This is a genomic window from Bradyrhizobium sp. Kon10, from assembly GCF_055807395.1.
In genome coordinates this window covers 1-24,423 of sequence record NZ_JBVVOZ010000032.1, presented here as the reverse complement: position 1 = coordinate 24,423, position 24,423 = coordinate 1, and the positions used below count along the sequence as shown (strand labels likewise).

The 24,423-nt window shown below is 64.1% G+C and carries 22 protein-coding genes; 8 read left to right on the top strand and 14 right to left on the bottom strand.

What is annotated here, in order from left to right:
* Window positions 1–68 precede the first annotated feature (68 nt).
* The gene (locus AC0L2O_RS29990; protein WP_473372288.1) at window positions 69–956 is read left to right on the top strand and encodes a TauD/TfdA dioxygenase family protein; all 888 of its coding nucleotides are present in this window, start codon (window positions 69–71) and stop codon (window positions 954–956) included.
* Between the two features lie 204 nt (window positions 957–1,160).
* On the opposite strand, the gene AC0L2O_RS29985 is transcribed toward AC0L2O_RS29990, so the two are convergent.
* A complete protein-coding gene (locus AC0L2O_RS29985) occupies window positions 1,161–1,805 on the bottom strand; it encodes a YqgE/AlgH family protein (RefSeq protein WP_369726449.1) in 645 nt (214 codons plus the stop codon).
* A 141-nt stretch (window positions 1,806–1,946) separates the two neighbouring features.
* On the opposite strand from AC0L2O_RS29985, the gene AC0L2O_RS29980 reads away from it, so the two are divergent.
* From AC0L2O_RS29980 to AC0L2O_RS29970, 3 genes are all read left to right on the top strand, one after another.
* Window positions 1,947–2,786, top strand: coding sequence for a protein-disulfide reductase DsbD domain-containing protein (locus AC0L2O_RS29980; protein WP_369726450.1), 840 nt, complete (start codon window positions 1,947–1,949; stop codon window positions 2,784–2,786).
* A 249-nt stretch (window positions 2,787–3,035) separates the two neighbouring features.
* Window positions 3,036–4,403 (top strand): oligosaccharide flippase family protein, encoded by a 1,368-nt coding sequence (locus tag AC0L2O_RS29975; RefSeq protein WP_473372287.1) that lies wholly within the window; start codon window positions 3,036–3,038, stop codon window positions 4,401–4,403.
* A gap of 179 nt (window positions 4,404–4,582) precedes the next feature.
* Window positions 4,583–5,407, top strand: a complete 825-nt coding sequence (locus tag AC0L2O_RS29970) for a sulfite exporter TauE/SafE family protein (RefSeq protein ID WP_473372286.1) — start codon at window positions 4,583–4,585, stop codon at window positions 5,405–5,407.
* A 138-nt stretch (window positions 5,408–5,545) separates the two neighbouring features.
* On the opposite strand, the gene AC0L2O_RS29965 is transcribed toward AC0L2O_RS29970, so the two are convergent.
* From AC0L2O_RS29965 to cysG, 12 genes are all read right to left on the bottom strand, one after another.
* Window positions 5,546–6,334 carry a 3-hydroxybutyrate dehydrogenase gene (locus AC0L2O_RS29965; RefSeq protein ID WP_409190706.1) on the bottom strand — a complete coding sequence of 263 codons (789 nt, stop codon included), beginning with the start codon at window positions 6,332–6,334 and terminating at the stop codon, window positions 5,546–5,548.
* A 1-nt stretch (window position 6,335) separates the two neighbouring features.
* Complete coding sequence (locus AC0L2O_RS29960) at window positions 6,336–7,511, bottom strand: DUF3734 domain-containing protein (RefSeq protein ID WP_369726453.1); 1,176 nt, start codon at window positions 7,509–7,511, stop codon at window positions 6,336–6,338.
* A gap of 79 nt (window positions 7,512–7,590) precedes the next feature.
* The gene (locus AC0L2O_RS29955) at window positions 7,591–8,094 is read right to left on the bottom strand and encodes a CAP domain-containing protein (protein ID WP_369726454.1); all 504 of its coding nucleotides are present in this window, start codon (window positions 8,092–8,094) and stop codon (window positions 7,591–7,593) included.
* A 201-nt stretch (window positions 8,095–8,295) separates the two neighbouring features.
* The gene (locus AC0L2O_RS29950) at window positions 8,296–9,330 is read right to left on the bottom strand and encodes a sulfate/molybdate ABC transporter ATP-binding protein (RefSeq protein WP_369726455.1); all 1,035 of its coding nucleotides are present in this window, start codon (window positions 9,328–9,330) and stop codon (window positions 8,296–8,298) included.
* The gene (cysW, locus tag AC0L2O_RS29945) at window positions 9,320–10,231 is read right to left on the bottom strand and encodes a sulfate ABC transporter permease subunit CysW (protein WP_473372285.1); all 912 of its coding nucleotides are present in this window, start codon (window positions 10,229–10,231) and stop codon (window positions 9,320–9,322) included. The genes AC0L2O_RS29950 and cysW overlap by 11 nt, the downstream gene beginning before the upstream one ends.
* A 10-nt stretch (window positions 10,232–10,241) precedes the next feature.
* Window positions 10,242–11,027 carry a sulfate ABC transporter permease subunit CysT gene (gene cysT, locus AC0L2O_RS29940; protein WP_369726539.1) on the bottom strand — a complete coding sequence of 262 codons (786 nt, stop codon included), beginning with the start codon at window positions 11,025–11,027 and terminating at the stop codon, window positions 10,242–10,244.
* A gap of 87 nt (window positions 11,028–11,114) precedes the next feature.
* The gene (locus tag AC0L2O_RS29935; protein WP_409190709.1) at window positions 11,115–12,116 is read right to left on the bottom strand and encodes a sulfate ABC transporter substrate-binding protein; all 1,002 of its coding nucleotides are present in this window, start codon (window positions 12,114–12,116) and stop codon (window positions 11,115–11,117) included.
* A 124-nt stretch (window positions 12,117–12,240) separates the two neighbouring features.
* The gene (locus AC0L2O_RS29930) at window positions 12,241–12,966 is read right to left on the bottom strand and encodes a phosphoadenylyl-sulfate reductase (protein WP_473372284.1); all 726 of its coding nucleotides are present in this window, start codon (window positions 12,964–12,966) and stop codon (window positions 12,241–12,243) included.
* Window positions 12,963–13,478, bottom strand: a complete 516-nt coding sequence (locus tag AC0L2O_RS29925) for a DUF934 domain-containing protein (RefSeq protein ID WP_473372283.1) — start codon at window positions 13,476–13,478, stop codon at window positions 12,963–12,965. Before AC0L2O_RS29925 ends, AC0L2O_RS29930 begins: the two co-directional genes overlap by 4 nt.
* Window positions 13,465–15,120 (bottom strand): nitrite/sulfite reductase, encoded by a 1,656-nt coding sequence (locus AC0L2O_RS29920; RefSeq protein ID WP_473372282.1) that lies wholly within the window; start codon window positions 15,118–15,120, stop codon window positions 13,465–13,467. The genes AC0L2O_RS29925 and AC0L2O_RS29920 overlap by 14 nt, the downstream gene beginning before the upstream one ends.
* Window positions 15,121–15,131: 11 nt before the next feature.
* Window positions 15,132–15,449, bottom strand: a complete 318-nt coding sequence (locus tag AC0L2O_RS29915; protein WP_369726459.1) for a DUF2849 domain-containing protein — start codon at window positions 15,447–15,449, stop codon at window positions 15,132–15,134.
* Window positions 15,446–16,882, bottom strand: a complete 1,437-nt coding sequence (gene cysG / locus AC0L2O_RS29910) for a siroheme synthase CysG (protein ID WP_473372281.1) — start codon at window positions 16,880–16,882, stop codon at window positions 15,446–15,448. The genes AC0L2O_RS29915 and cysG overlap by 4 nt, the downstream gene beginning before the upstream one ends.
* 245 nt (window positions 16,883–17,127) lie before the next feature.
* On the opposite strand from cysG, the gene cysD reads away from it, so the two are divergent.
* From cysD to AC0L2O_RS29895, 3 genes are all read left to right on the top strand, one after another.
* On the top strand, window positions 17,128–17,922 hold the full coding sequence (cysD, locus tag AC0L2O_RS29905; protein WP_409192725.1) for a sulfate adenylyltransferase subunit CysD: 795 nt from the start codon (window positions 17,128–17,130) through the stop codon (window positions 17,920–17,922).
* 22 nt (window positions 17,923–17,944) lie between these two features.
* Window positions 17,945–19,900 (top strand): adenylyl-sulfate kinase, encoded by a 1,956-nt coding sequence (gene cysC, locus AC0L2O_RS29900; protein ID WP_473372280.1) that lies wholly within the window; start codon window positions 17,945–17,947, stop codon window positions 19,898–19,900.
* A gap of 297 nt (window positions 19,901–20,197) precedes the next feature.
* A complete protein-coding gene (locus AC0L2O_RS29895; RefSeq protein ID WP_473372279.1) occupies window positions 20,198–22,363 on the top strand; it encodes a malate synthase G in 2,166 nt (721 codons plus the stop codon).
* Window positions 22,364–22,529: 166 nt separating this feature from the next.
* Here AC0L2O_RS29895 and AC0L2O_RS29890 read toward each other — a convergent pair whose 3' ends face one another.
* Entirely contained in the window at window positions 22,530–22,685 is a 156-nt protein-coding gene (locus tag AC0L2O_RS29890) for a Thivi_2564 family membrane protein (protein ID WP_007599832.1), read from the bottom strand.
* Window positions 22,686–22,958: 273 nt separating this feature from the next.
* Here AC0L2O_RS29890 and AC0L2O_RS29885 point away from each other — a divergent pair.
* Window positions 22,959–24,423, top strand: a 1,465-nt coding sequence (locus tag AC0L2O_RS29885; protein WP_473372278.1) for a HAMP domain-containing protein, incomplete at its 3' end; no start/stop codon positions are given.

Here is a 24,423-nt window from a genome sequence, read left to right as displayed (position 1 = left end):
CGATCGCCGGAGTAGCTTTTTCGTCAACAGAGCGGGACCAACCGCTCGCGGTTCGCGGGAGAAACGCCATGACGATCGCCATCCGGCAGCTTCAGAAACATTTTGTCGGCGAGGTTTCCGGTCTCGATTTGCGCAAGCCTCTCACGGAGGGCGAGGCGCGCGAGGTCGAGGCCGCCATGGACAAATATGCGGTGCTCGTGTTCCACGATCAGGACATCAACGACGAGCAGCAGATGGTCTTCGCGCTCAATTTCGGCCAGCGCGAGGAAGCTCGCGGCGGGCACGTCATGACCAAGGACGAGTACCGGCTGTCGTCGAAGCTGAACGATGTTTCCAACCTCGGCAAGGACGGCAAGCCGCTGCCCAAGGACAGTCGCACGCATCTGTTCAATCTCGGCAATTGCCTCTGGCATTCCGACAGCTCATTCCGCCCCATCCCCGCAAAATTTTCGCTGCTGTCGGCGCGCGTGGTGAACCCGAAGGGCGGCAACACCGAATTCGCCGACATGCGCGCGGCCTATGATGCGCTCGACGACGAGACCAAGACGGAGATCGAGGACCTCGTCTGCGAACATTCGCTGATGTATTCGCGCGGCTCGCTCGGCTTCAGCGAATATACCGACGAGGAGAAGGAGATGTTCAAGCCGGTGCTGCAACGGCTGGTGCGCACGCATCCGGTGCATCGCCGCAAGTCGTTGTATCTGTCGTCGCATGCGGGCAAGGTGGTCGGCATGAGCGTGCCGGAGGGGCGGCTGTTGCTGCGCGATCTCAACGAGCACGCGACCCAACCGGAATTCGTCTACGTCCACACATGGAAGCTGCATGACCTCGTGATGTGGGACAACCGCCAGACCATGCACCGCGTCCGCCGCTACGACCAGTCCCAGCCCCGCGACATGCGGCGTGCGACGGTTGCGGGGACCGAGCCGACGGTGCAGCAGCAGGCGGCGGAGTAGGCGGCATTCACCGCTGTCGTCCCGACGAAGGGGTCGAAGAGGATTCGGCGCGAGATGATGAAAGCACGGCCGTCTCAACAAACTCCGTCATTGCGAGGAGCCCTTGCGACGAAGCAATCCAGAATTCCTCCGCGGGAACAGTCTGGATTGCTTCGCTACGCTCGCAATGACGGCTGAGGGGGCTTTGTCACGCCAACCACACAACTACGCGTGGCCGGCCTCGTTCGACAGCATGCCCGGGTCGATGCCGATCTTGCGCAGGGCGCGGCCGTACTTTTCGTCGACGTCGTCGCCGAAGATCAGGTCGGCATCCGCATCGCAATGCAGCCAGCCATTGCTCTGGATCTCGGTCTCGAGCTGGCCTGGCGCCCAGCCGGCATAGCCGAGCGCGAGGATGGCGTGCTTTGGTCCGGAACCCTTTGCGATCGCACGCAGAATATCCACGGTCGCAGTGAGGCAGACGCCGTCGTCAATCCTGAGCGTCGCGTTGTCGATGTAGAAATCGCTGGAATGCAGCACGAAGCCGCGGCCGGTATCGACGGGGCCGCCGCGCAGCACCTTCATGCTCTCGGCGTTCTCCGGCAGCTTGATCTGCTCGCCCTTCTTGATGATGCCGAGCTGCACCAGCAACTCCGGAAAATCGATGCTTCCGGCCGGATGGTTGACGATGATGCCCATCGCCCCTTCCGCCGAATGGGCACAGAGATAGATCACCGAGCGCTCGAAGCGGGAATCGCCCATCACCGGCATCGCGATCAGGAGCCGGCCGTCCAGATAGCCGGCCGAATTGGGAAATGATGAGCCCGCGCCCCGGGTGCTGTCGCCAGTCCTTTTGCCAGTAGGAGCCATCGGTGAAGCACTCCGGTTTCGATTCCTATCCTGATGTCGGCCCTGGCCGCTGTCAAATCAAGGCTTGCAGCGATCGATTCCAGTGCATCCATCACAAGCAATTCAATGGTTTGCCCCGGGGCGACCCTGTAAAGACGTACCATGCTCAGCATAGTTCCCCTGCGTGCGGCGATTGGCGTCGCGACCACCCTGGTTGCGTCGTCGCTGGCGCTTACCGCGCGCGCCGACGACGCTTCACCGTGGCAGCGCGACGGACATTCCGCGGTGCGCCTGCTCGCGGGATCGCGTAGCGGCGCAGTCCTGCTCGGCGGTATCGCCTTCCAGATCCAGCAGGGTTGGAAGACCTACTGGCGCACGCCCGGCGATTCCGGCGTTCCGCCGCGGTTCGACTTCTCGAAGTCGGACAATGTCGAGGCGGTCACGATCATGTGGCCGGCACCGCTGAAGTTCGACGACGGCGCGGGCGGCCATTCGATCGGCTATCACGATCAGATCGTGCTGCCGCTCCGTATCGTTCCCAAGACGGCCGACAAGCCGGTGACGCTGCGGGCCGAGATCAATTACGCGGTGTGCGAAAAAATCTGTATTCCGGTAGAGGCCAGCGTCGAGCTTGGCTTCAACAGCGTCGCGTCGACCGAGGACGCCAATCTGCGTGCGGCGCTCGACACCGTGCCGAAGCCCGCGAATATCGGCGATCCCAATCCGCTGACCATCCGCGACGTCAGGCGCGACGGCGCCAAGAATGTGATGGTCGATGTGGTTGCGCCGGACAACAGCAACATCAATCTGTACGTGGAAGGACCGACGCCCGACTGGTCGCTGCCGATTCCCGCGCCGGTGGAGCACAGCCCGCCAGGGGTGAAACGCTTCTCCTTCGAGCTTGACGGGCTGCCGCCGGACGCCAAGCCCGATGGTGCAGCGCTGAAATTCACGCTGGTCGGGCCGGAGAAATCGTACGAGTTCAATACGAATTTGGAATGATTGTCGTCCCGGACAAGCGCAGCGAAGCGGAGCGCAGATCCGGGACCCATACGCCGCAGCAATAGTTTTGCGAAAATCCGGAGTTACTAGCTTCCCGCCGCAACGTCTCCCTGTGGTTATGGGTCCCGGCCTTCGCCGGGACGACACCGGGGATGGTGCAGCACCATACCTCCACCCAACCGAATCTTAACGAATGGTTGCTAATTCCGAGGGCCGCCGCAGCATGCGGGGCGCCCAGGGATCTTCGACGTGGCCGTGATGGATGCAGAGCCCGCTTCGACCGGATCAGCCGGCCTGATCGCGCGGTTGCGCGGCAAGCTGACGGGCGGATCGAGCGAAGCGTCGCTGACGCGGCGGCTTGCCGGCACCATCTTCATTATCCGCGTGATCAGCGCGGGTCTCGCCTATTTCGCGCAGGTCCTGCTCGCGCGCTGGATGGGGACGTCCGACTACGGAATCTATGTCTATGTCTGGACCTGGGTGCTGCTGCTCGGCAGCATGATGGATTTCGGCATCTCGGCCTCCGCGCAAAAGATCATTCCGGAGTACCGCACCAGCGGCGATCATGCGCTGTTGCGCGGCTTTCTCTCCGGCAGCCGCTGGCTCACCTTCGCCGTTTCCGCGTTGATGTCGCTCGCGCTGGCCGGCATCGTCAAGCTGCTGTCGCCGTGGATCGATCCCGCCGAAGCGCTACCGCTCTATATCGGCTGCATGACACTGCCGGCATTCGTCGTCGCCAACACCCAGGACGGCATTGCCCGCTCGCATGACTGGATGCGGCTCGGCCTGATGCCGCAATTCATCATCCGGCAGGCGCTGATCATCGGCATCACCGCCTGCGCCTTTCTGCTTGGCTATCATCTTGGCGCGGTGGCCGCGATGGTCGCCAGCGCCGGCGCAGTGTGGATTGCGATGACCGGACAGATGGTCGTGCTGAACCACAAGCTGGCCCATCATGTCGAGCCCGGCCCGAAGGCCTACGACGTCGCTGGCTGGCTCGCCGTGTCGCTGCCGATCCTGCTGGTCGAGAGCTTTTACCTGCTGCTGTCCTACACCGATGTGCTGGTGCTTCAGCAGTTCCGCCCCTCCGACGAGGTCGGCGTCTATTTCGCGGTGGTGAAGACGCTGGCGCTGGTCTCCTTCATCCACTACGCGATGTCGGCGACGACCGCGCATCGCTTCGCCGAATACAATGCGCTCGGCGACAAGGCACGGCTGTCGGCCTATGTGGCGCACGCCATCAACTGGACTTTCTGGCCGTCGCTGGCGGCAACGGCCGTGCTGCTCGCGCTCGGCAAGCCGCTGCTCTGGCTGTTCGGACCGCAATTTGTGGTCGGCTACGACATCATGTTCGTCGCCGCGATCGGGCTCGTGGTGCGCGCCGCGATCGGTCCGGTCGAGCGCCTGCTCAACATGCTCGGCCAGCAGAAGATCTGCGCGCTGGCCTACGCACTGGCCTTCGTGATGAACCTCGTGCTCTGCATTGCGCTGGTGCCACGCTTCGGCGGCCATGGCGCCGCGGCCGCGACCTCGATCTCGCTCAGCTTCGAGACGGTGTTGCTGTTCTGGATCGTGCGGCAGCGGCTGGGGCTGCACGTGCTGGCGTTTGGACGCTAGCGTAGCCGCTCGCCGCGGAATGGCATTTCGCGACACGGCCTCGGAAGAGGCAAAACGGCTGTCCATTTATCATCAGCAGCACAAATTTTCTTATTCCACCCAAGCAGTTGCACGGCTGGGAAAGTTTATTCTACGTCGTATTGCCCTATTGACGAGATAAACCTAAGATTCCCCAGACCATGATTGATCCACTCTATGTCGCCTCGGGATTTGCCGTCGGCCTGCTTGTCGGGATGACCGGTGTCGGAGGCGGTTCGTTGATGACGCCGCTACTGATCCTGCTGTTCGGCATCCATCCCGCCACCGCGGTCGGCACCGACCTGCTCTATGCCGCCGCCACCAAGACCGGCGGCAGCATCGTGCATGGCTGGTCGCGTAGCGTGCACTGGCCGGCGGTACTGCGGCTCGCCTGCGGCAGCATCCCGGCGAGCGCGCTCACGCTGCTCGTGCTGTGGAAGCTCGATCTCAGGAGCGATTCCGAGCGCAATCTCGTCAATCTCGTGCTGTGCTTTGCTCTGATGCTGACGGCGACGTCGCTGATCTTCCGCAAGTCGATCATGGAGCGCTATCGCCGGCGCCTGGAACAGATCGACGAGCGCAACACCGCCATCGCGACCGTGATCACGGGGATCGTGCTCGGCGTGCTGGTCTCGATTTCATCCGTCGGCGCCGGTGCGGTCGGTGTCACCGTGCTGCTGCTGCTCTATCCGCGCCTGCCGATGGCGACTATCGTGGGCTCCGACATCGCGCATGCGGTGCCGCTGACATTGGTGGCCGGCGCCGGGCACTGGATGCTCGGCTCGGTCGACTGGCATCTGATGGGCGTGCTGCTGCTGGGGTCGCTGCCCGGAATTATCCTCGGCAGCTACAGCGCGACGCGCGTGCCGGAGACGGTGCTGCGGCTGACGCTCGCCTGCGTCCTTTTCGTGGTCGCCGGCAGGATCATGTTCGCGGAATTGAACCTGTCGACCGCCATTGTGACGGCCCTGGCCTGGAGCCGTTGAACAGGAACGGCAGCACGATTCTCGCCGTATCGCCCGGTTTGACCGGGCGATCCAGTACTCCGAGACGGCTGTGATTGAACCGAGACGCCGCGGCGTACTGGATGCCCCGGTCAAGCCGGGGCACGACAGAACGCCGCCCTACTCCGCGGTCCAGCCGCCGTCGATCGAGAGGTTCGTCCCGGTGATCTGCGCGGCATCGTCGCTGCACAGGAACAGCGCCAGTGCTGCGACTTGCTCGGAGGTGACAAACTCCTTGGTCGGCTGCGCATCGAGCAGCACGTCGTTGATGACCTGCTCGCGCGTGAGATTGCGGGCCTTCATGGTGTCGGGGATCTGCTTCTCGACCAACGGCGTCCAGACATAGCCGGGGCTGATGCAGTTGCAGGTGATCTTGTTGGTCGCGACTTCCAGCGCCACGGTCTTGGTCAGGCCGGCGATGCCGTGCTTGGCCGACACATAGGCCGACTTGAAGGGCGAGGCGACCAGCGAGTGCGCCGACGCGGTATTGATGATGCGGCCCCAGCCGCGCTTCTTCATGCCGGGCACCGCGGCGCGGATGCCGTGGAAGGCCGAGGACAGATTGATCGCAATGATCTGGTCCCACTTCTCGATCGGGAATTCCTCGATCGGCGAGACGAACTGGATGCCGGCATTGTTGACGAGGACGTCGACCGAGCCGAAGGTTTTTTCGCCGAGCGCGATCATCCCGGCGATCTCGGCCGGCTTGGTCATGTCGGCCGGCGAATAGATTGCCTTCACGCCAAAATCGGACTCGATCTTGGTGCGCTCCTTCTCGATGTCCTCCGGCGAGCCGAAGCCGTTGATGACGACATTGGCGCCGGCCCCCGCAAAGGCGCGCGCATAAGCGAGGCCGATGCCGCTGGTCGATCCGGTGACAACGGCGTTCTTGCCTGACAGACTACCCATGTTATTCGCTCCTTTTTGCCGGGGGCGCACTGACGTCCCCCGTGAGATCGTAGGTCACCATGGTCTCGTCGGACTGCGGCCGATCGAGCCAATCCTTGTGGCGCATCGACAGATGCACGTCGCGTACACCGCTTTCCCAATGCTCAACCATGGCAACATGCGAGAAATCGTAGTCCTTGGACGAGGATTCGTAGTTCTTGCTGCGATAGATCAGGTGCACCACGGTGACGGTGCTTTCGCGCGACGCCTTCGCCAGGTATTCGACGGACGGATCGTTCTTCAAATAATCCGGCAATTTGCCGATCAGGTCGCGCACGGCCCTGCGGGCGTTGTGGACCTGCTTGTTCTTGTCGGTGTTCATCCGCGTGCGGCTTGAAAAGCGGATGTCCTTTTCGCGCTCGGCGGCCTCGAGCAGAGAGGTCGGCAAATCGCCGCGGGCGCTGAACAGGTCGACCTGGAAAATCAGGAGGTCGCGGTCGATCTCGGCATCGAGCACGAAGTCGAGCGGCGTGTTGGAGGCAATGCCGCCGTCCCAATAGTGCTCGCCGTCGATGACGATGGAGGGAAAGCCCGGCGGCAGCGCGCCGGAGGCCATGATGTGCTCGGGGCCGATTTTCTTGCCGAGCTTCTTGAACTCGTAATTGTCGAAATATTTGAAATTGCCCGAGGTGACGCCGACGGCGCCGACCGACAGGCGCGTCTTCAGGTCGTTGATGCGGTCGAAATCGACCAGCCGCTCCAGCGTCTTCTTCAGTGGCGCGGTGTCGTAGTAGCTCTGCGCCTGCGGGCTGCCCGGCGGCCAGAGTGGCGCGGGAGGCAGGCGAGGCACGAAGAAGCCCGGCACCCCGAAGGTCGCGATCAGCGCGGCGCTGCTGGAGTTGAACAGCTCACGGCTGTGATCGCTCTTGCCGATCGGCTTCCACGGCACCGGCGCCGAGACCATCTCCCAGAATTCCTTGAGCCGCTTGACCCGGGTGTGACCCTCGTTGCCGGCGATGATGGCCGCATTGACGGCACCGATCGAGATGCCGGCGACCCATTCGGGCTCGAAGCCATAACCGCATAGCGACTGATAGGCGCCGGCCTGATAGGAGCCGAGCGCGCCGCCGCCCTGCAAGACCAGGACGCGCTGTGCGTTGGCGGGGACGCTGACGGCTTCGGGATTGTGATCTGTCATGCGGGAACACTAGCAGATGGCGAGCGGCCATGGCGACAGTTCGCCACGGCGTTAAGGCATCCCGGGGATCAAGTCTGGCTTATCGGGGCTCTGTCGAGGCCAGGATCATGGTCCAGAACACCTTGTACTTGGTGCCTGGAGCATAGGCGGCTGCTATGCCCAATTTTGTGACACCGCTCTTGAGCATGTTGGCCCGGTGCGGAGGCGAGTCGCGCCAGCCGGAAAATGCTTCCGCCAGCGTATGATAGCCGGCCGAGACGTTCTCGACGGCTACGGTTGCGGGATAATTGCCGGCATTGAGGCGTTTGGCGAGCGGCGCGCGGACGTCATGGTCCATCTTGTTGGCGGCCGCCATGGCCTCGGACTGGGAGTCCGCAAGTCGCATCAGGTCGGGATCGATGACAACGGTGCCGAGGCCGTTGTTTTGGCGATATTGCGAGATCATGATCGCCGCAGCCTGCGCATCGAGCTTCGAGCCCGGGACGGACATATCCGCATACATGGACGGCTGCTGGACCGGCGCTTCGTTGCCGGCACAGCCGGCGAGTAGCAAAGTGATTGATATCGCGGCCGCGGCGCGCATGTACAGAAGCCCCCAATGAGGGGCCGTTGTTGCATACCAACCGTGGCTGAAAGGTGAATTTTGCGGAAAATCGTTGCTGTCATTCCGGGGCAGCGCAGGGCGCTGAACCCGGATTCTCGCGCCACAAACGCGAGATTCTCCGGTGCGCAATTGCGCACCATAGTTGGATGCTACGCATCGCCCGGAGTGACGGCGGACGCCTCAGCCCGCAAATATCCGGTAGCGGCGGGGATTAAGGCCGATGGCGTCGCCGGCGCGGAGTTCCTTGTCGCGTGGTGCATCGATCTCGATGGTCTCACCGCCGAGCAAGGCGATTTCGGCCCGCTGCACCGGACCGAAATTCCGGACCTGCTGCACGGCGCCCTCGAAGGCGCCGCTGCCGGGCGGGCCGACCAGCATGTCATGTCGCCGCACGAACAGTTTTGACGCGCCAGGCGCAAGCCCGTCTGCGGCAAGGGCGAGCGCACGTTCGCCGAGCCGGACCACGCCGCCTTCGATCTGGACCGGCAGTTCGATCGATTCGCCGATGAACCCGTGCACGAAGGCGGTCGCCGGGCTTTCATAGACGTCACTGGGCGAGCCGATCTGCTCGATCCTGCCCTTGTCCATCACTACGACACGGTTGGCGACTTCCAGCGCCTCCTCCTGGTCGTGGGTGACGAAGATCGAGGTAACGTTGATCTCGTGATGCAGGCTGCGCAGCCATTTGCGCAGTTCTTTCCGCACTTTCGCATCGAGCGCGCCGAACGGCTCGTCGAGCAGCAGGATGCGCGGCTCGATCGCAAGCGCGCGCGCGAGCGCGATGCGCTGGCGCTGGCCGCCGGAGAGCTGGCTCGGATAGCGGTCGGCCAACCAGTCGAGTTGCACGAGATCGAGCAGCTCCTTGACGCGGGCACGGATGGTCGCTTCGTCCTTGCGGATCGCGCGCGGCTGCACGCGCAGGCCGAAGGCAACGTTCTCGAACACGGTCATGTGGCGGAACAGCGCGTAGTGCTGGAACACGAATCCGACGTGACGTTCGCGCGCGCCCTGCGCCAGCGCGTCCTCGCCATTGAAGGCGACTTCGCCTGAATCGGGCCAATCGAGCCCGGCGATGATCCGCAGCAGCGTGGTCTTGCCGGATCCGGAGGGTCCGAGCAGCGCGAGCAGCTCGCCATTGTCCACCTTGAGGTCGACGCCGTCGAGGGCCTTGAAGCTGCCGAACTTCTTGACCAGATTCCTGACTTCAATGGTCACGGGCTTCGTGTCCTTCGTCCAGATGACGTTCGAGAAGGGTCTTGGCGATCAGCGTGATCAGCGCCAGCATCGCCAGCAGCGAGGCGATCGCGAACGCTGCGACGAACTGGTATTCGTTGTAGAGGATCTCGACCAGTAGCGGCATGGTGTTGGTTTCGCCGCGGATGTGGCCGGAGACGACCGAGACCGCACCGAACTCGCCCATCGCGCGCGCGTTGCAGAGCAGGACGCCGTAGAGCACGCCCCATTTGATATTGGGCAGCGTGACACGGAAGAATGTCTGCAAGCCGGAGGCGCCGAGAGAGATCGCAGCCTCTTCTTCCTGCGTGCCCTGCTCCTGCATCAGCGGTATCAGCGCGCGCGCCACGAACGGGAAGGTGATGAAGGTGGTGGCGAGCGCAATACCGGGCACCGCGAACAGGATCTGGATGTCGTGATCCCTGAGCCAGCCGCCGAAATAGCCTTGCGCGCCGAACAGCAACACAAAAACAAGGCCCGAGATCACCGGGCTCACCGAGAACGGCAGGTCGATCAGCGTGATCAGGAAGGTCTTACCTGTGAACTCGAACTTGGCGATGGCCCAGGCGGCGACCAGGCCGAACATGAGATTGAGGCCGACCGAGATCGCGGCAACCAGCAGCGTCAGCCGGATCGCCGAGAGTGCTTCCGGGTCGGAGAGCGCGGCGAGATAGGCAAGAATGCCCTTCGAGAACGCCTGCGCGAACACCACGACCAGCGGCAGCACCACGAACACGCTGAGGAACAGTATCGCCAGCGCGATGATGGCGATCCGCACCGCCTTCGGCTCGGTGCGGAGATTGTTGCGCGCTGCTGCCGCATACACGCGCGCCCTCGCATCGGAAGCCGGGAGCGAGACTGAATCGGCGATCTGCATCGTCATCGCGTCCTCCTCAGCGCGCCGGAATCCGGCTCTGCGCCCAGCGCTGGAGCCGGTTGACAGCGAAGATGACGACGAACGACACCACGAGCATCACGACCGCGATCGCCGTCGCATCCGCATAGCGGTATTCGGACAGCCGGATCACGATCAGGAGCGGCGCGATCTCGGAGACGTTCGGCAAATTGCCGGCGATGAAGATCACCGAGCCGTATTCACCGACGGCGCGGGCAAAAGCGAGCGCGAGGCCCGTCAGCAGCGCCGGCGCGAGCGAGGGCAGGATCACGCGGATGATGGTCTGCCAGCGGCTGGCGCCCAGACTGCCCGCGGCTTCCTCGATTTCGACATCGAGATCCTGAAGCACCGGCTGCACGGTGCGGACCACGAAGGGAATTCCGATGAAGATCATGGCGACGAAGATGCCCACCGGCGTGAACGCCACCTTGATGCCGAGCGCCGCGAGCGGTGCGCCGAGCCAGCCCTTCTCGGCAAACAGCGAGGTCAGCGCGACGCCCGCGACCGCCGTCGGCAGCGCGAACGGCACGTCGACGATGGCATCGAACAGCCGCCGCCCGGGAAAGCGGTAGCGCACCAGGGCCCAGACGATGATGCTGCCCATCACCAGGTTGACACAAGCGGCTGCGAAGGCGAGGCCGAACGAGACCCTGAGCGCATTGAGGGTGCGGCGGCTGGAAAGGATGGCCCAGAACTGTTCCGGACTGAGCTCAAGCGATTTCAGGAACAGGCCGGCGAGCGGAATCAGGATGATGACGGACAACCAGGACAGCGTCAGCCCCATGGTGAGACCGAAGCCCGGCAATGTCCGGCGTCGTGCTGCGATTGCGCTCACCAGGCCCCCTGCTCATGCCCCTCCGACAGCGCCCGATCAGTTCTTGTAGATCTGATCGAAGACGCCGCCGTCGGCAAAATGTTCCTTCTGCGCCTTGGTCCAGCCGCCGAAGACATCGTCGATTGTGAAGAGTTCGACTTTGGCAAAGGCGTTTTCGTACTTCTTGGCGATCTCGGGATCGCGCGGGCGGTAGAAGTTGCGCGCGGCGATCTCCTGGCCTTCCCTGGTGTACCAATATTGGAGATAGGCATCGGCGGCGTTGCGGGTGCCTTTTTTGTCGGCAACCTTGTCCACGATCGCGACCGGCGGCTCAGCGAGGATTGATTGCGGCGGCGCCACAATCTCGAACTTCTCCGGACCAAACTCCTTCAGCGCGAGATAAGCCTCGTTCTCCCACGCCAGCAGCACGTCGCCGACACCGCGCTCGACAAAGGTCACCGTGGCGCCGCGCGCACCGGTGTCGAGCACCGGCACCTGCTGGTAGAGCTTGCCGATGAAATCCCTGGCCTTGTCGACCGAGCCATATTTCTTCTGCGCGAATCCCCACGCGGCCAGATAATTCCAGCGCGCGCCGCCGGAGGTCTTCGGGTTCGGCGTGATCACGGCGACGCCCGGCTTGAGCAGATCGTCCCAGTCCTTGATGCCCTTCGGATTGCCCTTGCGCACCAGGAACACAATGGTCGACGTGTAGGGCGAGGAATTCTGCGGCAGCCGCTTCTGCCAGTCCGCCGCGGTGAGGCCCTTGGACGCGATGGCGTCGATGTCGTAGGCGAGCGCGAGCGTCACGACGTCGGCCTGCAATCCGTCGATCACCGCGCGTGCCTGCGAACCGCTGCCGCCATGCGACTGCTTGATCTCGACGCTCTTGCCGGTCTCCTTCTGATAGGCATTCGCGAACGCCTTGTTGAATTCAACATAGAGCTCGCGGGTCGGATCGTACGACACGTTCAACAGATTGATGTCAGCGGCGAGAGCCGAGCTTGCCAGGACGCCCGTCACGAGCAGGGCTGCCGCGAGCGGAACGATACGGCGGATCATGTCCATCTCCATTCACCTCGACGACATCGGCGTCATCGATGGCACACGGGCATAACTCGGGGCGAAACGCGCTCAAGTCAACGGAACCGGATTTCCTTGTTGGCGACGTTGCAGCCTGACTGTGCTACGAAATCTTCATGGTGTGGATGCCGCATTCTGTCTTGGCGCGACCGCGCCACCGACCGGCGCGCTCGTCCTCGCCTTCGGCCGTTCGGCTGGTGCAAGGCATGCAACCAACGGAGAGAAATCCGGACGCCCCCAAAGGATGCCGCGGCAATTTGGCGCGGACGAAAATCGCCTCGAGCTCCTCGCGCGAGACATTGGCGAAGGGATTGAATTTCAGCCGCGCGCCGTCGTCCTCGACCACCGGAATCTCGGCACGCGCATTGCCCTGGAAGCGCTTGCGGCCGTTGATCCAGGCCGAGAACGGCTTCAGCGCACGCGCCAGCGGTTCCACCTTGCGAATACGGCAGCAGGCGTCGGGATCTGAGAACCAGAGGTCACGGTCGGGATCCTCGCGCGACAGCGTCTCTTCCGCGGGCTTGATTGAACGGACATCCTTCAGCCCCAGCGTCGCGACCAGCGTGTCGCGATAGGCCAGCGTCTCCTCGAACAGCCAGCCGGTATCGAGGAAGATCACCGGGATCGCCGGGTCGACATCCGCCATCACCTTGAGCAGCGTCGCCGATTCCGTGCCGAACGAGGACACCAGCGCAAGCTTGTCGCGGCCGACCGTCTTCAGGGCCGCGGCGATGATCTCCGCGGGCGAGGCATCGCGCAAGGCGCGGTCGAGCTGCTCCGCCGAGGGCAGCTCGGAGATTGACGAGACCTGAGGCGCAATCGCGTTCACGTGCCGACACCTTCCGAATGCCGCAACTGCATGCGCCGGTGCAGCGCCGTGATCCGGCCGTCACCGGTCGGCTGATAGAACACCGAGTAGCGCTTCGCGGTCTGCATGAAGGCTTCCGCGTCGGCCTGCTTCTTGACCTCGAAGGAATCGAAGCCGGCGCGCAGCATGAACACGAACTGGTCGCGCAGCACCTGGCCGGTGGCACGCAGATCACCGCGATAGCCGTAGCGCTCGCGCAGCCGCCGGGCCTGGCTGTAGGCGCGGCCGTCGCGGAACGTCGGGAACACCAACGCGACGACGGCGGTCTTGCCGAGATAAGGCACGAGCTCAGCGATGTCGCGGTTGTTCGGCCAGATCACGCCGACCTTGCCGCCGCGCTTCAGCAGCGCGTCGGCATCGGTCAGGAATCGCTCGGCCGGCACCAGGATGTCGCCGCCCTCCGGCAGCGGGGTGTCGACGGCGAGCTTGACGAAGCTGTCGTCGACGATCTTTCCGCCGTTAACGAGTGGCATAGACGCGCTCCTTGAAGGGTTCGACGCCGAGGCGTTTCACCGTGTCCATGAAAAGCTCTTCCGGCCGCTCGCGCAGCGCCAGATAGGCTTCCACGATGTCCTCGACGACGTCGGCAACCTCGTCGAACTTGACGCCGGGCCCGATCAGATTGCCGAGCGCGGCGTTCTCGTCGGCGCGGCCGCCGATGGTGATCTGATAGACCTCCTCGCCGTTCTTCTCGACACCGAGAATGCCGATGTGGCCGACATGGTGATGGCCGCAGGCATTGATGCAGCCGGAGATGTTGATGTGCAGCCGGCCGATCAAATTGGCGAGTTCATGATTGGCGAAGCGCCGCGTCAGCTCCTGCGCGATCGGAATCGAGCGCGCGTTCGCCAGCGAGCAATAGTCGAGCCCCGGACAGGCGATGATGTCGGTGATCAGGTTGACGTTCGGCGTGGCCAGGCCAAGCTTGTCGAGCGCCTTCCACAGCGCAGGGAGATCGCGCTTGGCGACATGCGGCAGCGCCAGGTTCTGCTCGTGGCCGACGCGAATTTCGCCGAACGAGTATTTGTCGGCGAGATCGGCGAGCGCATCCATCTGCTCGGCGGTGGCATCGCCGGGAGGCGCACCGATCGGCTTCAGCGAGATCGTGACGATGGAATAGCCCTGCACCTTGTGCGGGGCGACCGAGTTCTTGCGCCAGGCCTCGAAATCCGCATCGGCCGCAGCCTGACGCAGCTCGTCGGGATTGTGCGGCAGCTTCTCGTAGGCAGGATAGGTGAAGCGCGAGCGGATGTCCTCGATCACCTCGTCGTCGATCTGCAGCGAGGAGTTGCGGATATGCTGCCACTCCTCCTCGACCTCGCGGGAGAATTTCTCGATGCCGAGCTCGTGCACCAGGATCTTGATGCGCGCCTTGTAGATATTGTCGCGGCGGCCGTACTGGTTGTAGACGCGCAGGATGGCCTCGATATAGCTCAGGATGTCGCGGCCATGGACGAAGTGCTTGATGGTCTTGGCGATGAACGGCGTACGGCCGAGGCCGCCGCCGACCAGCACCTCGAACCCGGTCTCGCCCTTCTCGTTCTTGATCAGGCGCAGGCCGATGTCGTGAATCTTGATCGCGGCGCGATCGTGCTCCGACGCGGTGATCGCGATCTTGAACTTGCGCGGCAGGAACGAGAATTCGGGATGCAGCGTGGTGTGCTGGCGGATCAGCTCCGACCAGATCCGCGGGTCCTCGATCTCGCCGGGCGCGACGCCCGCCCACTGGTCCGAGGTGACGTTGCGCATGTTGTTGCCGGAGGTCTGCATCGCATGAATGCCGACCTCGGCGAGATCGGCCAACGCATCCGGCAGCTCGGCGAGCTTGATCCAGTTGAACTGGATGTTCTGCCGCGTGGTGAAATGGCCGTAGCCGCGGTCGTATTTGCGCGCGACATGGGCAAGCTGCCGCAACTGGTTCGACGCCAGCGTCCCGTAGGGGATCGCGACGCGGAACATGTAGGCGTGCAATTGCAAATAGACGCCGTTCTGGAGCCGCAGGATCTTGAACTCGTCCTCGGTGAGCTCGCCAGAAAGGCGCCGCTTCACCTGGTCGCGGAATTCCAAGACGCGTTCGTTGACCAGCGTGCGGTCGATTTCGTCGTAAGCATACATAACGGAGTGCCTTAAGCCTGGACCGGCGATCCGATGGTGACGCCGGTGCGGCGGATCTGTTCACGCAAATTGCCGGGCTGGACCTTGCCGTCGTCGCCGATCTGCACCGGGGCGATATAGGGGCCGATCGCGCCGACGTCATCGGCCACGGACTCGGCAAGCAACGCCTTCGCCTCGTCGGAGTTGCGCACGATCGCGGCTTCCGAGAGGTCCGCGGACCAACCCTTTGCGGTGGTGCGGTAGACCACGATGCCATCCCAGGTGCGGTTGGCGGTCACGACCGAGGGGCCGGCGATTTTGATCTTCTTCTGTTCGAGCGGGGAGGTCATTCGGCTGCATCCAATAGGTCAGAGATGATTTGCTTTGGGGTTTTCTCGGATGTGTCGCGGCGAAGCGAACCGGCATGCCGGACCACGTCGCCGATGATGAGGATGGCTGGACCGCCCTGGGTCCGCCGCACGAGCTCGGGCAGATCGCGCAGCGTGCCCATCGCGCCTTGCGCGTCGGAACGCGTGACGCGGGCAAACACGCCGACCGGGGTCTCCGGCGAGCGGCCGGCGGCAAACAGGCCGGCGCGCACGGCGGGTGCCGCGGTCATGCCCATATAAACGACGACGGTCATCTTGGTGTCCGTGAGCGTGGACCAATCCACCGCCTCCGCATCACGCGCCCTGTGCGCGGTGAGGAAGGTGATGCGGGTCGCTTCATGACGGTAGGTAAGCGGCACCTCGAAATCCGCGGCGCCGCCGAGCCCTGCGGTGATGCCGGGAATGATCGAATAGGCCACGGCGGCGGCACGCAGCGCCTCGACCTCTTCACCGCCGCGGCCGAACACGAAGGGATCGCCGCCCTTCAACCGCACCACACGCTGGCCCGATTGCGCGGCCTTGATCATGCGCTTGTTGATGGCGTCCTGGCCGATGCCGGGCTTGCCGACGCGGCGGCCGACCGCGACGCGCGTGGTGTCGCGGCGGATGCGGTCGAGAATTTCGGGTGAGACCAATTCGTCATGGAAGACGATATCGGCATCCTGGAGCGCGCGCAGGGCCTTGATGGTGAGCAAATCCGGATCGCCGGGGCCGGCGCCGACCAACGCGACGGAGCCTTCCGGCTTGTCGGCCCGAGCAAACGCAGACGGATCGGAGATCGTCTTGAGCGCGGCTTCCGCCTCGCCCTTGCGGCCGGCGAGCACGGCGGCCCCGATCGGACCGTCGATCACGCGCTCCCAGAAGCGGCGGCGCAACGGAAACTCGGCGATGCGCTCGTTGACGGATTTGCGGAAGCCGCCGATGAACCCGGCGAGCTCGCCGATCCGCGCCGGCAGCAGCGCCTCGATCTTCTCGCGCACGCGCCGCGCCACCACCGGCGACGTACCACCGGTGCCGACCGCGACCACGACGTCGCCGCGATCGACAATCGCCGGGAAGATGAAGCTGGAATGCTCGAGGTCGTCCATGACGTTGACAGGAAGACCCAGCGCCTTGGCGCGCACCGACATTGCGACGCCGACATCGCCGGCGCCGGCGCAGACGATCGCGATCACGCCGGAAAGATCGGCGGTCAGCGGATCGCCATCGGCAAAAGTCACCCGCGCGGTGTCATCGGACCCGAGGCCGAGATCTTGATTGCCGTCGATCGCATGCACGCGAATGCGCGCGCCGGCGGCGGCGAGCACGCGCAGCTTGGCGCGCAAAAGCTCTCCCGCACCGATGAGGACCACCAGACCGGCCTTGAGATCGAGGAATACCGGCAAGAAGCGCATGCGATACTCGTTTCCCCGAGATACGGGGTTGACTGGAATTATTTTCTATATATGTCTCGTTTCGACCGCGCAAAGAGAAAATTTCTTCTTCTCTCCCGCGACGCAACTATAGAATTTTCGCCTCCAAACGCAAAGTGGCAGAGATGCATCTTCTCAAGGACGATTCCGCTGCTGATCGAGTGAGCAGCCCCGCGTTCATCGATCGCGCGCGCTCTGAAGAATTTTCTGCCGAGCTTGCCCCCAGCATGGACCACCTCGACCAGCTCGAGGCGCAAAGCATCTATATCTTTCGCGAGGCCTTTGCCCGCCTGAAGAAGATCGCGCTGCTGTGGTCGCTGGGCAAGGACTCCAACGTCATGATCTGGCTGGCGCGGAAAGCGTTCTTCGGCCGCCTGCCGTTCCCGGCGCTTCATGTCGACACCGGCAAGAAGTTTCCGGAGATGTATCGCTTCCGCGACCATTACGGGAAAGAGTGGGATCTCGACCTGCGAGTCGAGCCCTGCCCGCCCATCGATGCCGTCGATCCAACGCTGCCGCCGGCCGCCCGTTCCGCCGCGCGCAAGACCGAGGGCCTCAAGATGGCGCTCGGCAAATACGGTTTCGACGGCCTGATCGCCGGCATTCGCCGCGACGAGGAGGCCACGCGCGCCAAGGAGCGGGTGTTCTCGCCGCGCGGCCTGGAGGGCAATTGGGACGTGCGCGACCAGCCGCCGGAGTTCTGGGATCACTTCAATGCGTCGCCGCCGCAAGGCGCGCATTTGCGCATTCACCCGATCCTGCATTGGACCGAGTCCGATATCTGGGCCTACACCAAGCGCGAGAACATCCCGATCATCCCGCTCTATCTCGCCAAGGACGGCAAGCGCTATCGCTCGCTGGGTGACCAGGACATCACCAATCCGGTCGCTTCGACCGCGTCGAACATCGACGAGATCCTGGCCGAGCTCGAGCAGACCAAGGTGCCGGAGCGTGCCGGCCGTGCGCTCGATCACGAGACCGAAGACGCCTTCGAGCGCCTACGCGTCGCCGGCTATCTCTGATTTTCAAGGACGCACCGCGGCTATGAACATGATCGTCACCCCCGCTTCGCCCGCCCCGAACGACACCAGCTCGATGCCAAACGGCACGACGTCGATGCCAAACGGCACGACGCGACCGCAGGTCCGCATCGTCATCGTCGGCCATGTCGACCACGGCAAGTCGACACTGGTCGGCCGCCTCCTGCATGAGACCGGCAGCCTGCCCGACGGCAAGCTGGAGATGCTCAAAGCCGTCAGCGCGCGGCGCGGCATGCCGTTCGAATGGTCGTTCCTGCTCGATGCGCTGCAGACCGAGCGCGACCAGGGCATCACCATCGACACCACCCAGATCCGCTTCCGCACCAATTCGCGCGACATCGTCCTGATCGATGCGCCCGGCCATGCGGAATTCCTGCGCAACATGATCACCGGCGCCTCGCAGGCCGACGGCGCGGTGCTGATCATCGACGCGCTCGAAGGCGTGCGTGACCAAACCCGGCGGCACGGCTATCTCCTGCATCTGCTCGGCGTGAAGCAGGTCGCGATCGTCGTCAACAAGATGGACCGCGTTGATTTCTCCGCCGAGCGCTTCAAGGCGATCAGCGAGGAGATTTCGGCGCATCTGCAAGGCCTCGGCGTGAAGCCCACGGCTGTGATCCCGATTTCCGCCCGCGACGGCGACGGCGTCGCCGAGCGCACCGACCGAATCGGCTGGTACAACGGGCCGACCGTGGTCGAGGCGCTGGACCGGCTGGAGCCGGCGCGCCCGCTGGAAGCGCTGTCGCTGCGCCTGCCGGTGCAGGCGATCTACAAATTCGACGATCGCCGCATCGTGGCCGGCCGGATCGAATCCGGCAGCCTCATTGCCGGCGACGAGATCGTGATCATGCCGGCCGGCAAGATCGCCAGGATCAAGACGGTCGAGAGCTGGCCGATCACGCCGGTCGCCGGCCGTCAGGGCGCCGGCCGCTCGGTCGGCATCACACTCGACCGCGAGCTCTTCATCGAGCGCGGCGACATCATCGCGCATGCGAACGCCGCTCCGCGCGAGACGCGACGGTTGCGCGCGCGCATCTTCTGGCTGCACGACAAGCCGCTCGCCAAGGGCGACCAGCTCCTGGTGCGTTGCGGGCCGAAGGAAAGCCGCGCCACCGTCGTTGCGATCGAGAAGGCAGTCGACCCCGGCGAGCTCTCGAGCATCGAGAACAAGGCAATCGGCCGCAACCATGTCGGCGAGATCGACATCTCCCTGTCCAATCCGATCGCGACCGATCCCTACACCGAGAATCCGCGCACCGGCCGTCTCGTGATCGAGGTGTCCGGGCGCATCGCCGGCGGCGGCCTCGTGCTGTCGGTCGATGCCGGCCAGCGCGCCGTGCCCGTCGATATCGTGCCGGTGGAATCGGCGCTTCGTCCTGACGAGCGCTCCGCGCGCTACCAGCACGATGGCGCGGTGGTCTGGCTCACCGGCCTGCCGGCTTCCGGCAAGTCGACGCTGGCCAAGGCCTTGGAGCGGCGGCTGTTCACCAACGGCGGCTCGCCGATCCTGCTCGACGGCGACACGGTGCGTGCCGGGCTCAACAACGATCTCGGATTCTCCGCCGCCGACCGCAGCGAGAACATCCGCAGGCTTGCCGAGGTCGCGACGCATCTGGCGCGCAATGGCCATATCGCCATCGTCGCCGCTGTCTCGCCCGCTCGCGAGGACCGCGCCACCGCACGCCGCATCGCCGACACTGCGTTTCGCGAGATCCACGTCGCGACGCCAGCCGAGGTTTGCGAGGAGCGCGATCCCAAGGGCCACTACAAAAAGGCCCGCGCCGGCACGCTCGCGTCGTTCACCGGTATCGGCAATGACTACGAGGCGCCGCAGGCGGCCGAGCTCGTGATCGACACGTCGAAGCGGACGGTCGCCGAGGCCGCGGACGAGATCGAACAGATGCTGAAGGCGACCGGCGTGCTGTTCGACGAGGTCGTGGATCTGGCCGCGAATATTTGAGGCGGTCCTACTCCCTCGCTGTCGTCGCCCGGCTTGACCGGGCGACCCAGTATTCCAGAGAGGGCGTTGGGATACGGAGAAGCCTCGGCGTACTGGATTCCCGCCTTCGCGGGGAATGACAGCGGTCCGTGAGGCTGCCGCCCACCCTTCATTGACATTTTGACAGACGCCGGGGCCCTTCTCACGGCCCCGATTTTGGGGCTAATAGGACCTCGAAAGCCGCCCTTTGCGGGCGCATTTTGCTGCTGTCGGGTCAAGAGCAGCCAAAAACAGCCATTTCCAACAAGAAAGACCATCATGAAACGCGTCGACGCCCACGGATTGAAGATCGCCCCGGTCCTGTTCGATTTCATCGCCAAGGAAGCGGCCCCGAAAACAGGGATCGCGCCGGATGCGTTCTGGGCCGGGCTGGCCGCTATCGTCAAGGAGCTGGGGCCGAAGAACCGCGCGCTGCTCGCCGTCCGTGACACGCTCCAGGCCAAGATCGACGAGTGGCACCGCGCCAACAAGGGCAAGGCGTTCGACCTCAATGCCTATACCGCCTTCCTGAAGGAAATCGGCTATCTCGTCCCCGAACCTGCGACGCAGAAGGTCGAGACCGCCAATGTCGATGAAGAAATCGGCACGATCTGCGGTCCGCAACTCGTCGTGCCCCTGACCAATGCGCGCTATGCGCTGAACGCCGCCAATGCGCGCTGGGGCTCGCTCTATGATGCCTTCTACGGCACCGACGCCATCCCGCACGATGCGTCCGAGAGCGGCAAGGGTTACAACAAGGCGCGCGGCGACAAGGTGATCGCGAAAGCAAAAGCCTTCCTCGATGCCGCCGTGCCGCTCGCCACCGGCAGCCATACCGACGTGACCGCCTACAGCGTGGTCGCAGGCCAACTCGCGGTCAAGCTGAAGAGCGGCAACGCCACCGCGCTCAAGAACGCTGCGCAGTTCGCCGGTTTCCAGGGCGATGCGGCAGCGCCGTCGGCCGTGCTGCTCGCCAACAACGGCCTGCACGTCGAGGTGAAGATCGACCGCAGCAGCACGATCGGCAAGGACGATCCGGCCGGCGTCGCCGACATGATCATGGAATCCGCGGTCTCCACGATCCTCGACATGGAGGACTCGGTGGCGGCTGTCGATGCCGAAGACAAGGTGCTGGTCTACCGCAACACGCTCGGCCTGATGAACGGGACGCTGTCGGCCGATTTCGAGAAGGGCGGGAAGACGCTGACGCGTTCGCTCAACGCCGACCGCAGCTACAAGACGCCTGATGGCAAGGGCGAGGTCAGGCTGCACGGCCGCAGCCTGCTCCTGATGCGCAATTGCGGTCACCACATGTTCACCGATGCGGTGCTGGACGAGACCGGCGAGGAGATTCCGGAAGGCCTGCTCGATGCCGCGGTCTCGGGCCTTCTCGCCATCCATGACTTGAAGGGCAATTCCAAGGTCAGGAACAGCCGCACCGGTTCGGCCTATATCGTCAAGCCGAAGATGCACGGCCCGGACGAGGTGTCGCTGACCTGCGAGATCTTCGATCGTGTCGAGAAGATGCTGGGCCTCCCCGAGAACACGCTCAAGGTCGGCATCATGGACGAGGAGCGGCGCACCACCGTCAACCTCAAGGCCTGCATCCAGCGCGCCTCCAAGCGCATCATGTTCATCAACACCGGCTTCCTCGACCGCACTGGCGACGAGATCCACACCTCGATGGAAGCGGGCCCGATGATCCGCAAGAACGAGATGAAGGCGCAGGCCTGGATCAAGGCCTATGAGGACTGGAACGTCGACATGGGCCTGACCTGTGGGCTGCCCGGCCACGCCCAGATCGGCAAGGGCATGTGGGCTGCGCCGGACAAGATGGCGGACATGCTGCAACAGAAGCTCGCGCATCCGCAGGCCGGCGCCACCACCGCCTGGGTGCCGTCGCCGACCGCGGCGACGCTGCACGCCCTGCACTATCATCAGGTCAATGTCACCGCGCGCCAGCAGGAGCTGACCAAGGCCGGACCTCGCGGCAAACTTTCCGACATCCTCACCATTCCGGTGTCGAAGTCGAACTGGGCGCCCGACGACGTCAAGCAGGAGATCGACAACAATTGCCAGGGCATTCTGGGCTATGTCGTTCGCTGGATCGACCAGGGCGTCGGCTGCTCCAAGGTGCCTGATATTCACGACGTCGGCCTCATGGAAGACCGCGCCACCTTGCGCATCTCGAGCCAGCACCTCGCCAACTGGCTGCACCAGAGTGTCATCACCGAAGCGCAGGTGATGGAATCGCTCAAGCGCATGGCCGTCGTCGTCGACAAGCAGAACGCGGGCGACCCAATCTACAAGCCGATGGCCCCTGCCTTTGACGGTGTCGCCTTCAAGGCCGCCTGCGACCTCGTCTTCAAGGGCCGCACGCAGCCGAACGGCTACACCGAATACATCCTCACGGCACGCCGCCGCGAGGCCAAGGCGGCCGGGTAGCAAGACGGCCGGCTAAGCTCGACCGCTCCACACCAAAGCCCCGGCTCACGCCGGGGCTTTTTTGTTGGAGCAGTAGCCCGGATGGAGCGCAGCCTAATCCGGGGCCGCTATCGCATGGAGCAAGACCCGGATTGCGCTGCGCTCCATCCGGGCTACGAAAGCCCGGCTAAAACACCGCGAGATATTTTAGCAGCGAGACGATGCCGATGATGATGACGACCACCCGCGCGATCTGCTTGGCGCGGCCGTCCATCGGGAGCATGTTGATGAGATAAAGGACGAGAATGACGACAAGAAAGGTGACGAGTACGCCGACCAGCATCGCGAGGACCCCCCTTAAGGCAAATTGCTGACAATGTCTTAACGCGCAACCCGGGCGCTGGTTCCATAGAGGCAACCCTCTGCAACTTCTCGTAAATACGTACTTCTACCGGGCTCTCGGCTGCCTAAACCTTTACCCTTTTTGTTTCAGATGCAGAAACCGTTTGTGGTGTGCCGCGAGCGGCATGCGATGGCCGACCATGCGGCGCCTCCCTGTTTTCGCAGTTGCCTGGGAGCGCCTTAGATTTTGAATTTTTTGCTATTGGGGGCTTCGATGCTGAATCGTCTGACCGTATCCGCGTTGCTGAAGGCGGTGATCGCGATCACGTCGGTCTGCGTGGTGATCGCGCTCTCGCTCACCGCCCACGAGTCCTGGGGTCGCCTCAAGGCCACCAACCGTATCTCGCAAGTTGCGGATGCCTCCGCCGATCTGTTCAAGGCGATGCACAATCTGCGCACCGACCGCTCGACCACCACGCGGCTCCTCAACGCGACGGAGCCGATGGATCCGGACATCGAGAAGTATCTCCGCGCCTTGCGCGACGCCCAGATGCCGGCGATGGCGCGCGCCCTCGAGTTGTTGCCGACCATCGACTTCCCACAATCCGGCACGCTGGTGCCGGAGCTCGCGCGTCTCTTCAAGCTGCTGACGGACGAACAGAAGCAGTTCTGGGAGGACGTCGCGAAACCCAGGGACCAGCGCCGCGCGGGCCTGCCGAAGGAATATATGGAGACGACCCAGGGCCTGCTCGACACGCTCGACAAGCTCTCGAACATCCTGGCCGCTACCGTCAACCATCAGGACGCGGAGATCGACCAACTGCTGTCCATCAAGCAGAACGCCTGGCTGCTGCGCAACACCGCGGGCGAAGCCTCGCTGATCGTCTCGATCGGCCTCAACGCCGGCAAAATCTCACCGGAGACCCGATACGCCTACACCCAATATGTTGGCGGCACGAGCGCGATGTGGAAGGCGCTAGAGCTGTCGACTTCGGGCATGCAGCTGCCGGCAGAGCTCGCCTCGGCCATGGCAGCCGCGAAGGCAGCCTATTTCGAGCCGCCATATCTGGCTCTGCGCGACCGCCTCGCGGATGCGCTGGTCAAGGGCGAGAAGTCCGAGATGACGGCGAACCAATGGAGCCCGCTCACGGTCGGCCGCATGGCGAGCGCGGTCGCGGTCGCGGAAGGCGCGCTCGACGCCGCCAAAGCGCATACAACGGAGCAGCGCGGCGCCGCGCAGCGCGCGCTGACCGTGCAGCTGGTGCTGCTGGCGCTCGCAATTGGCCTCGCCGTCGGCGCGATCATGCTGGTCAGCCGCCGCGTCATCCGTCCGCTCAACACCATCCGCGATGCGATGCTCAAGGTCGCCGGCGGCGATCTTGCCGTCGAGAGCGGCTATCTTGACCGCAACGACGAGATCGGCGCGCTTGCCGGCGCGCTCGAAACGTTCAAGCAACAAGCCGGAGACAAGCTCAAGATCGAAGAGCACGAGCGCGAGCGCAATGCGGGCGCCGTTGCGCGGCAGCGCGCGATCGAGGCTTATGTCGGCGAATTCGAAGGCGCGGTGCGCAAGACGCTCGGCGAATTGAGCGACGCCTCCGGCGAGATGCGCAAGACCTCGGGCGATCTCTCCGCAGTGTCGCGGCAGACCAATGAACGCGTCGAGGTCGCGGGCAAGGCGTCCCATGACGCCTCCATCAGCGTCGACAGCGTCGCGGCCGCCGCCGAGGAGCTGAGTG

Coding starts and splice junctions, on each gene's coding strand:
- AC0L2O_RS29985 (WP_369726449.1), bottom strand. CDS start 1,805: ATGGCTCCTACTGGCAAAAGGACTGGCGACAGCACCCGGGGCGCGGGC.
- AC0L2O_RS29955 (WP_369726454.1), bottom strand. CDS start 8,094: ATGCGCGCCGCGGCCGCGATATCAATCACTTTGCTACTCGCCGGCTGT.
- AC0L2O_RS29890 (WP_007599832.1), bottom strand. CDS start 22,685: ATGCTGGTCGGCGTACTCGTCACCTTTCTTGTCGTCATTCTCGTCCTT.
- cysW (WP_473372285.1), bottom strand. CDS start 10,231: ATGACGATGCAGATCGCCGATTCAGTCTCGCTCCCGGCTTCCGATGCG.
- AC0L2O_RS29935 (WP_409190709.1), bottom strand. CDS start 12,116: ATGATCCGCCGTATCGTTCCGCTCGCGGCAGCCCTGCTCGTGACGGGC.
- AC0L2O_RS29915 (WP_369726459.1), bottom strand. CDS start 15,449: ATGACCTCCCCGCTCGAACAGAAGAAGATCAAAATCGCCGGCCCCTCG.
- AC0L2O_RS29980 (WP_369726450.1), top strand. CDS start 1,947: ATGCTCAGCATAGTTCCCCTGCGTGCGGCGATTGGCGTCGCGACCACC.
- AC0L2O_RS29970 (WP_473372286.1), top strand. CDS start 4,583: ATGATTGATCCACTCTATGTCGCCTCGGGATTTGCCGTCGGCCTGCTT.
- AC0L2O_RS29965 (WP_409190706.1), bottom strand. CDS start 6,334: ATGGGTAGTCTGTCAGGCAAGAACGCCGTTGTCACCGGATCGACCAGC.
- AC0L2O_RS29990 (WP_473372288.1), top strand. CDS start 69: ATGACGATCGCCATCCGGCAGCTTCAGAAACATTTTGTCGGCGAGGTT.
- cysD (WP_409192725.1), top strand. CDS start 17,128: ATGGACCACCTCGACCAGCTCGAGGCGCAAAGCATCTATATCTTTCGC.
- cysG (WP_473372281.1), bottom strand. CDS start 16,882: ATGCGCTTCTTGCCGGTATTCCTCGATCTCAAGGCCGGTCTGGTGGTC.
- cysT (WP_369726539.1), bottom strand. CDS start 11,027: ATGGGGCTGACGCTGTCCTGGTTGTCCGTCATCATCCTGATTCCGCTC.
- cysC (WP_473372280.1), top strand. CDS start 17,945: ATGAACATGATCGTCACCCCCGCTTCGCCCGCCCCGAACGACACCAGC.
- AC0L2O_RS29895 (WP_473372279.1), top strand. CDS start 20,198: ATGAAACGCGTCGACGCCCACGGATTGAAGATCGCCCCGGTCCTGTTC.
- AC0L2O_RS29920 (WP_473372282.1), bottom strand. CDS start 15,120: ATGTATGCTTACGACGAAATCGACCGCACGCTGGTCAACGAACGCGTC.
- AC0L2O_RS29925 (WP_473372283.1), bottom strand. CDS start 13,478: ATGCCACTCGTTAACGGCGGAAAGATCGTCGACGACAGCTTCGTCAAG.
- AC0L2O_RS29960 (WP_369726453.1), bottom strand. CDS start 7,511: ATGACAGATCACAATCCCGAAGCCGTCAGCGTCCCCGCCAACGCACAG.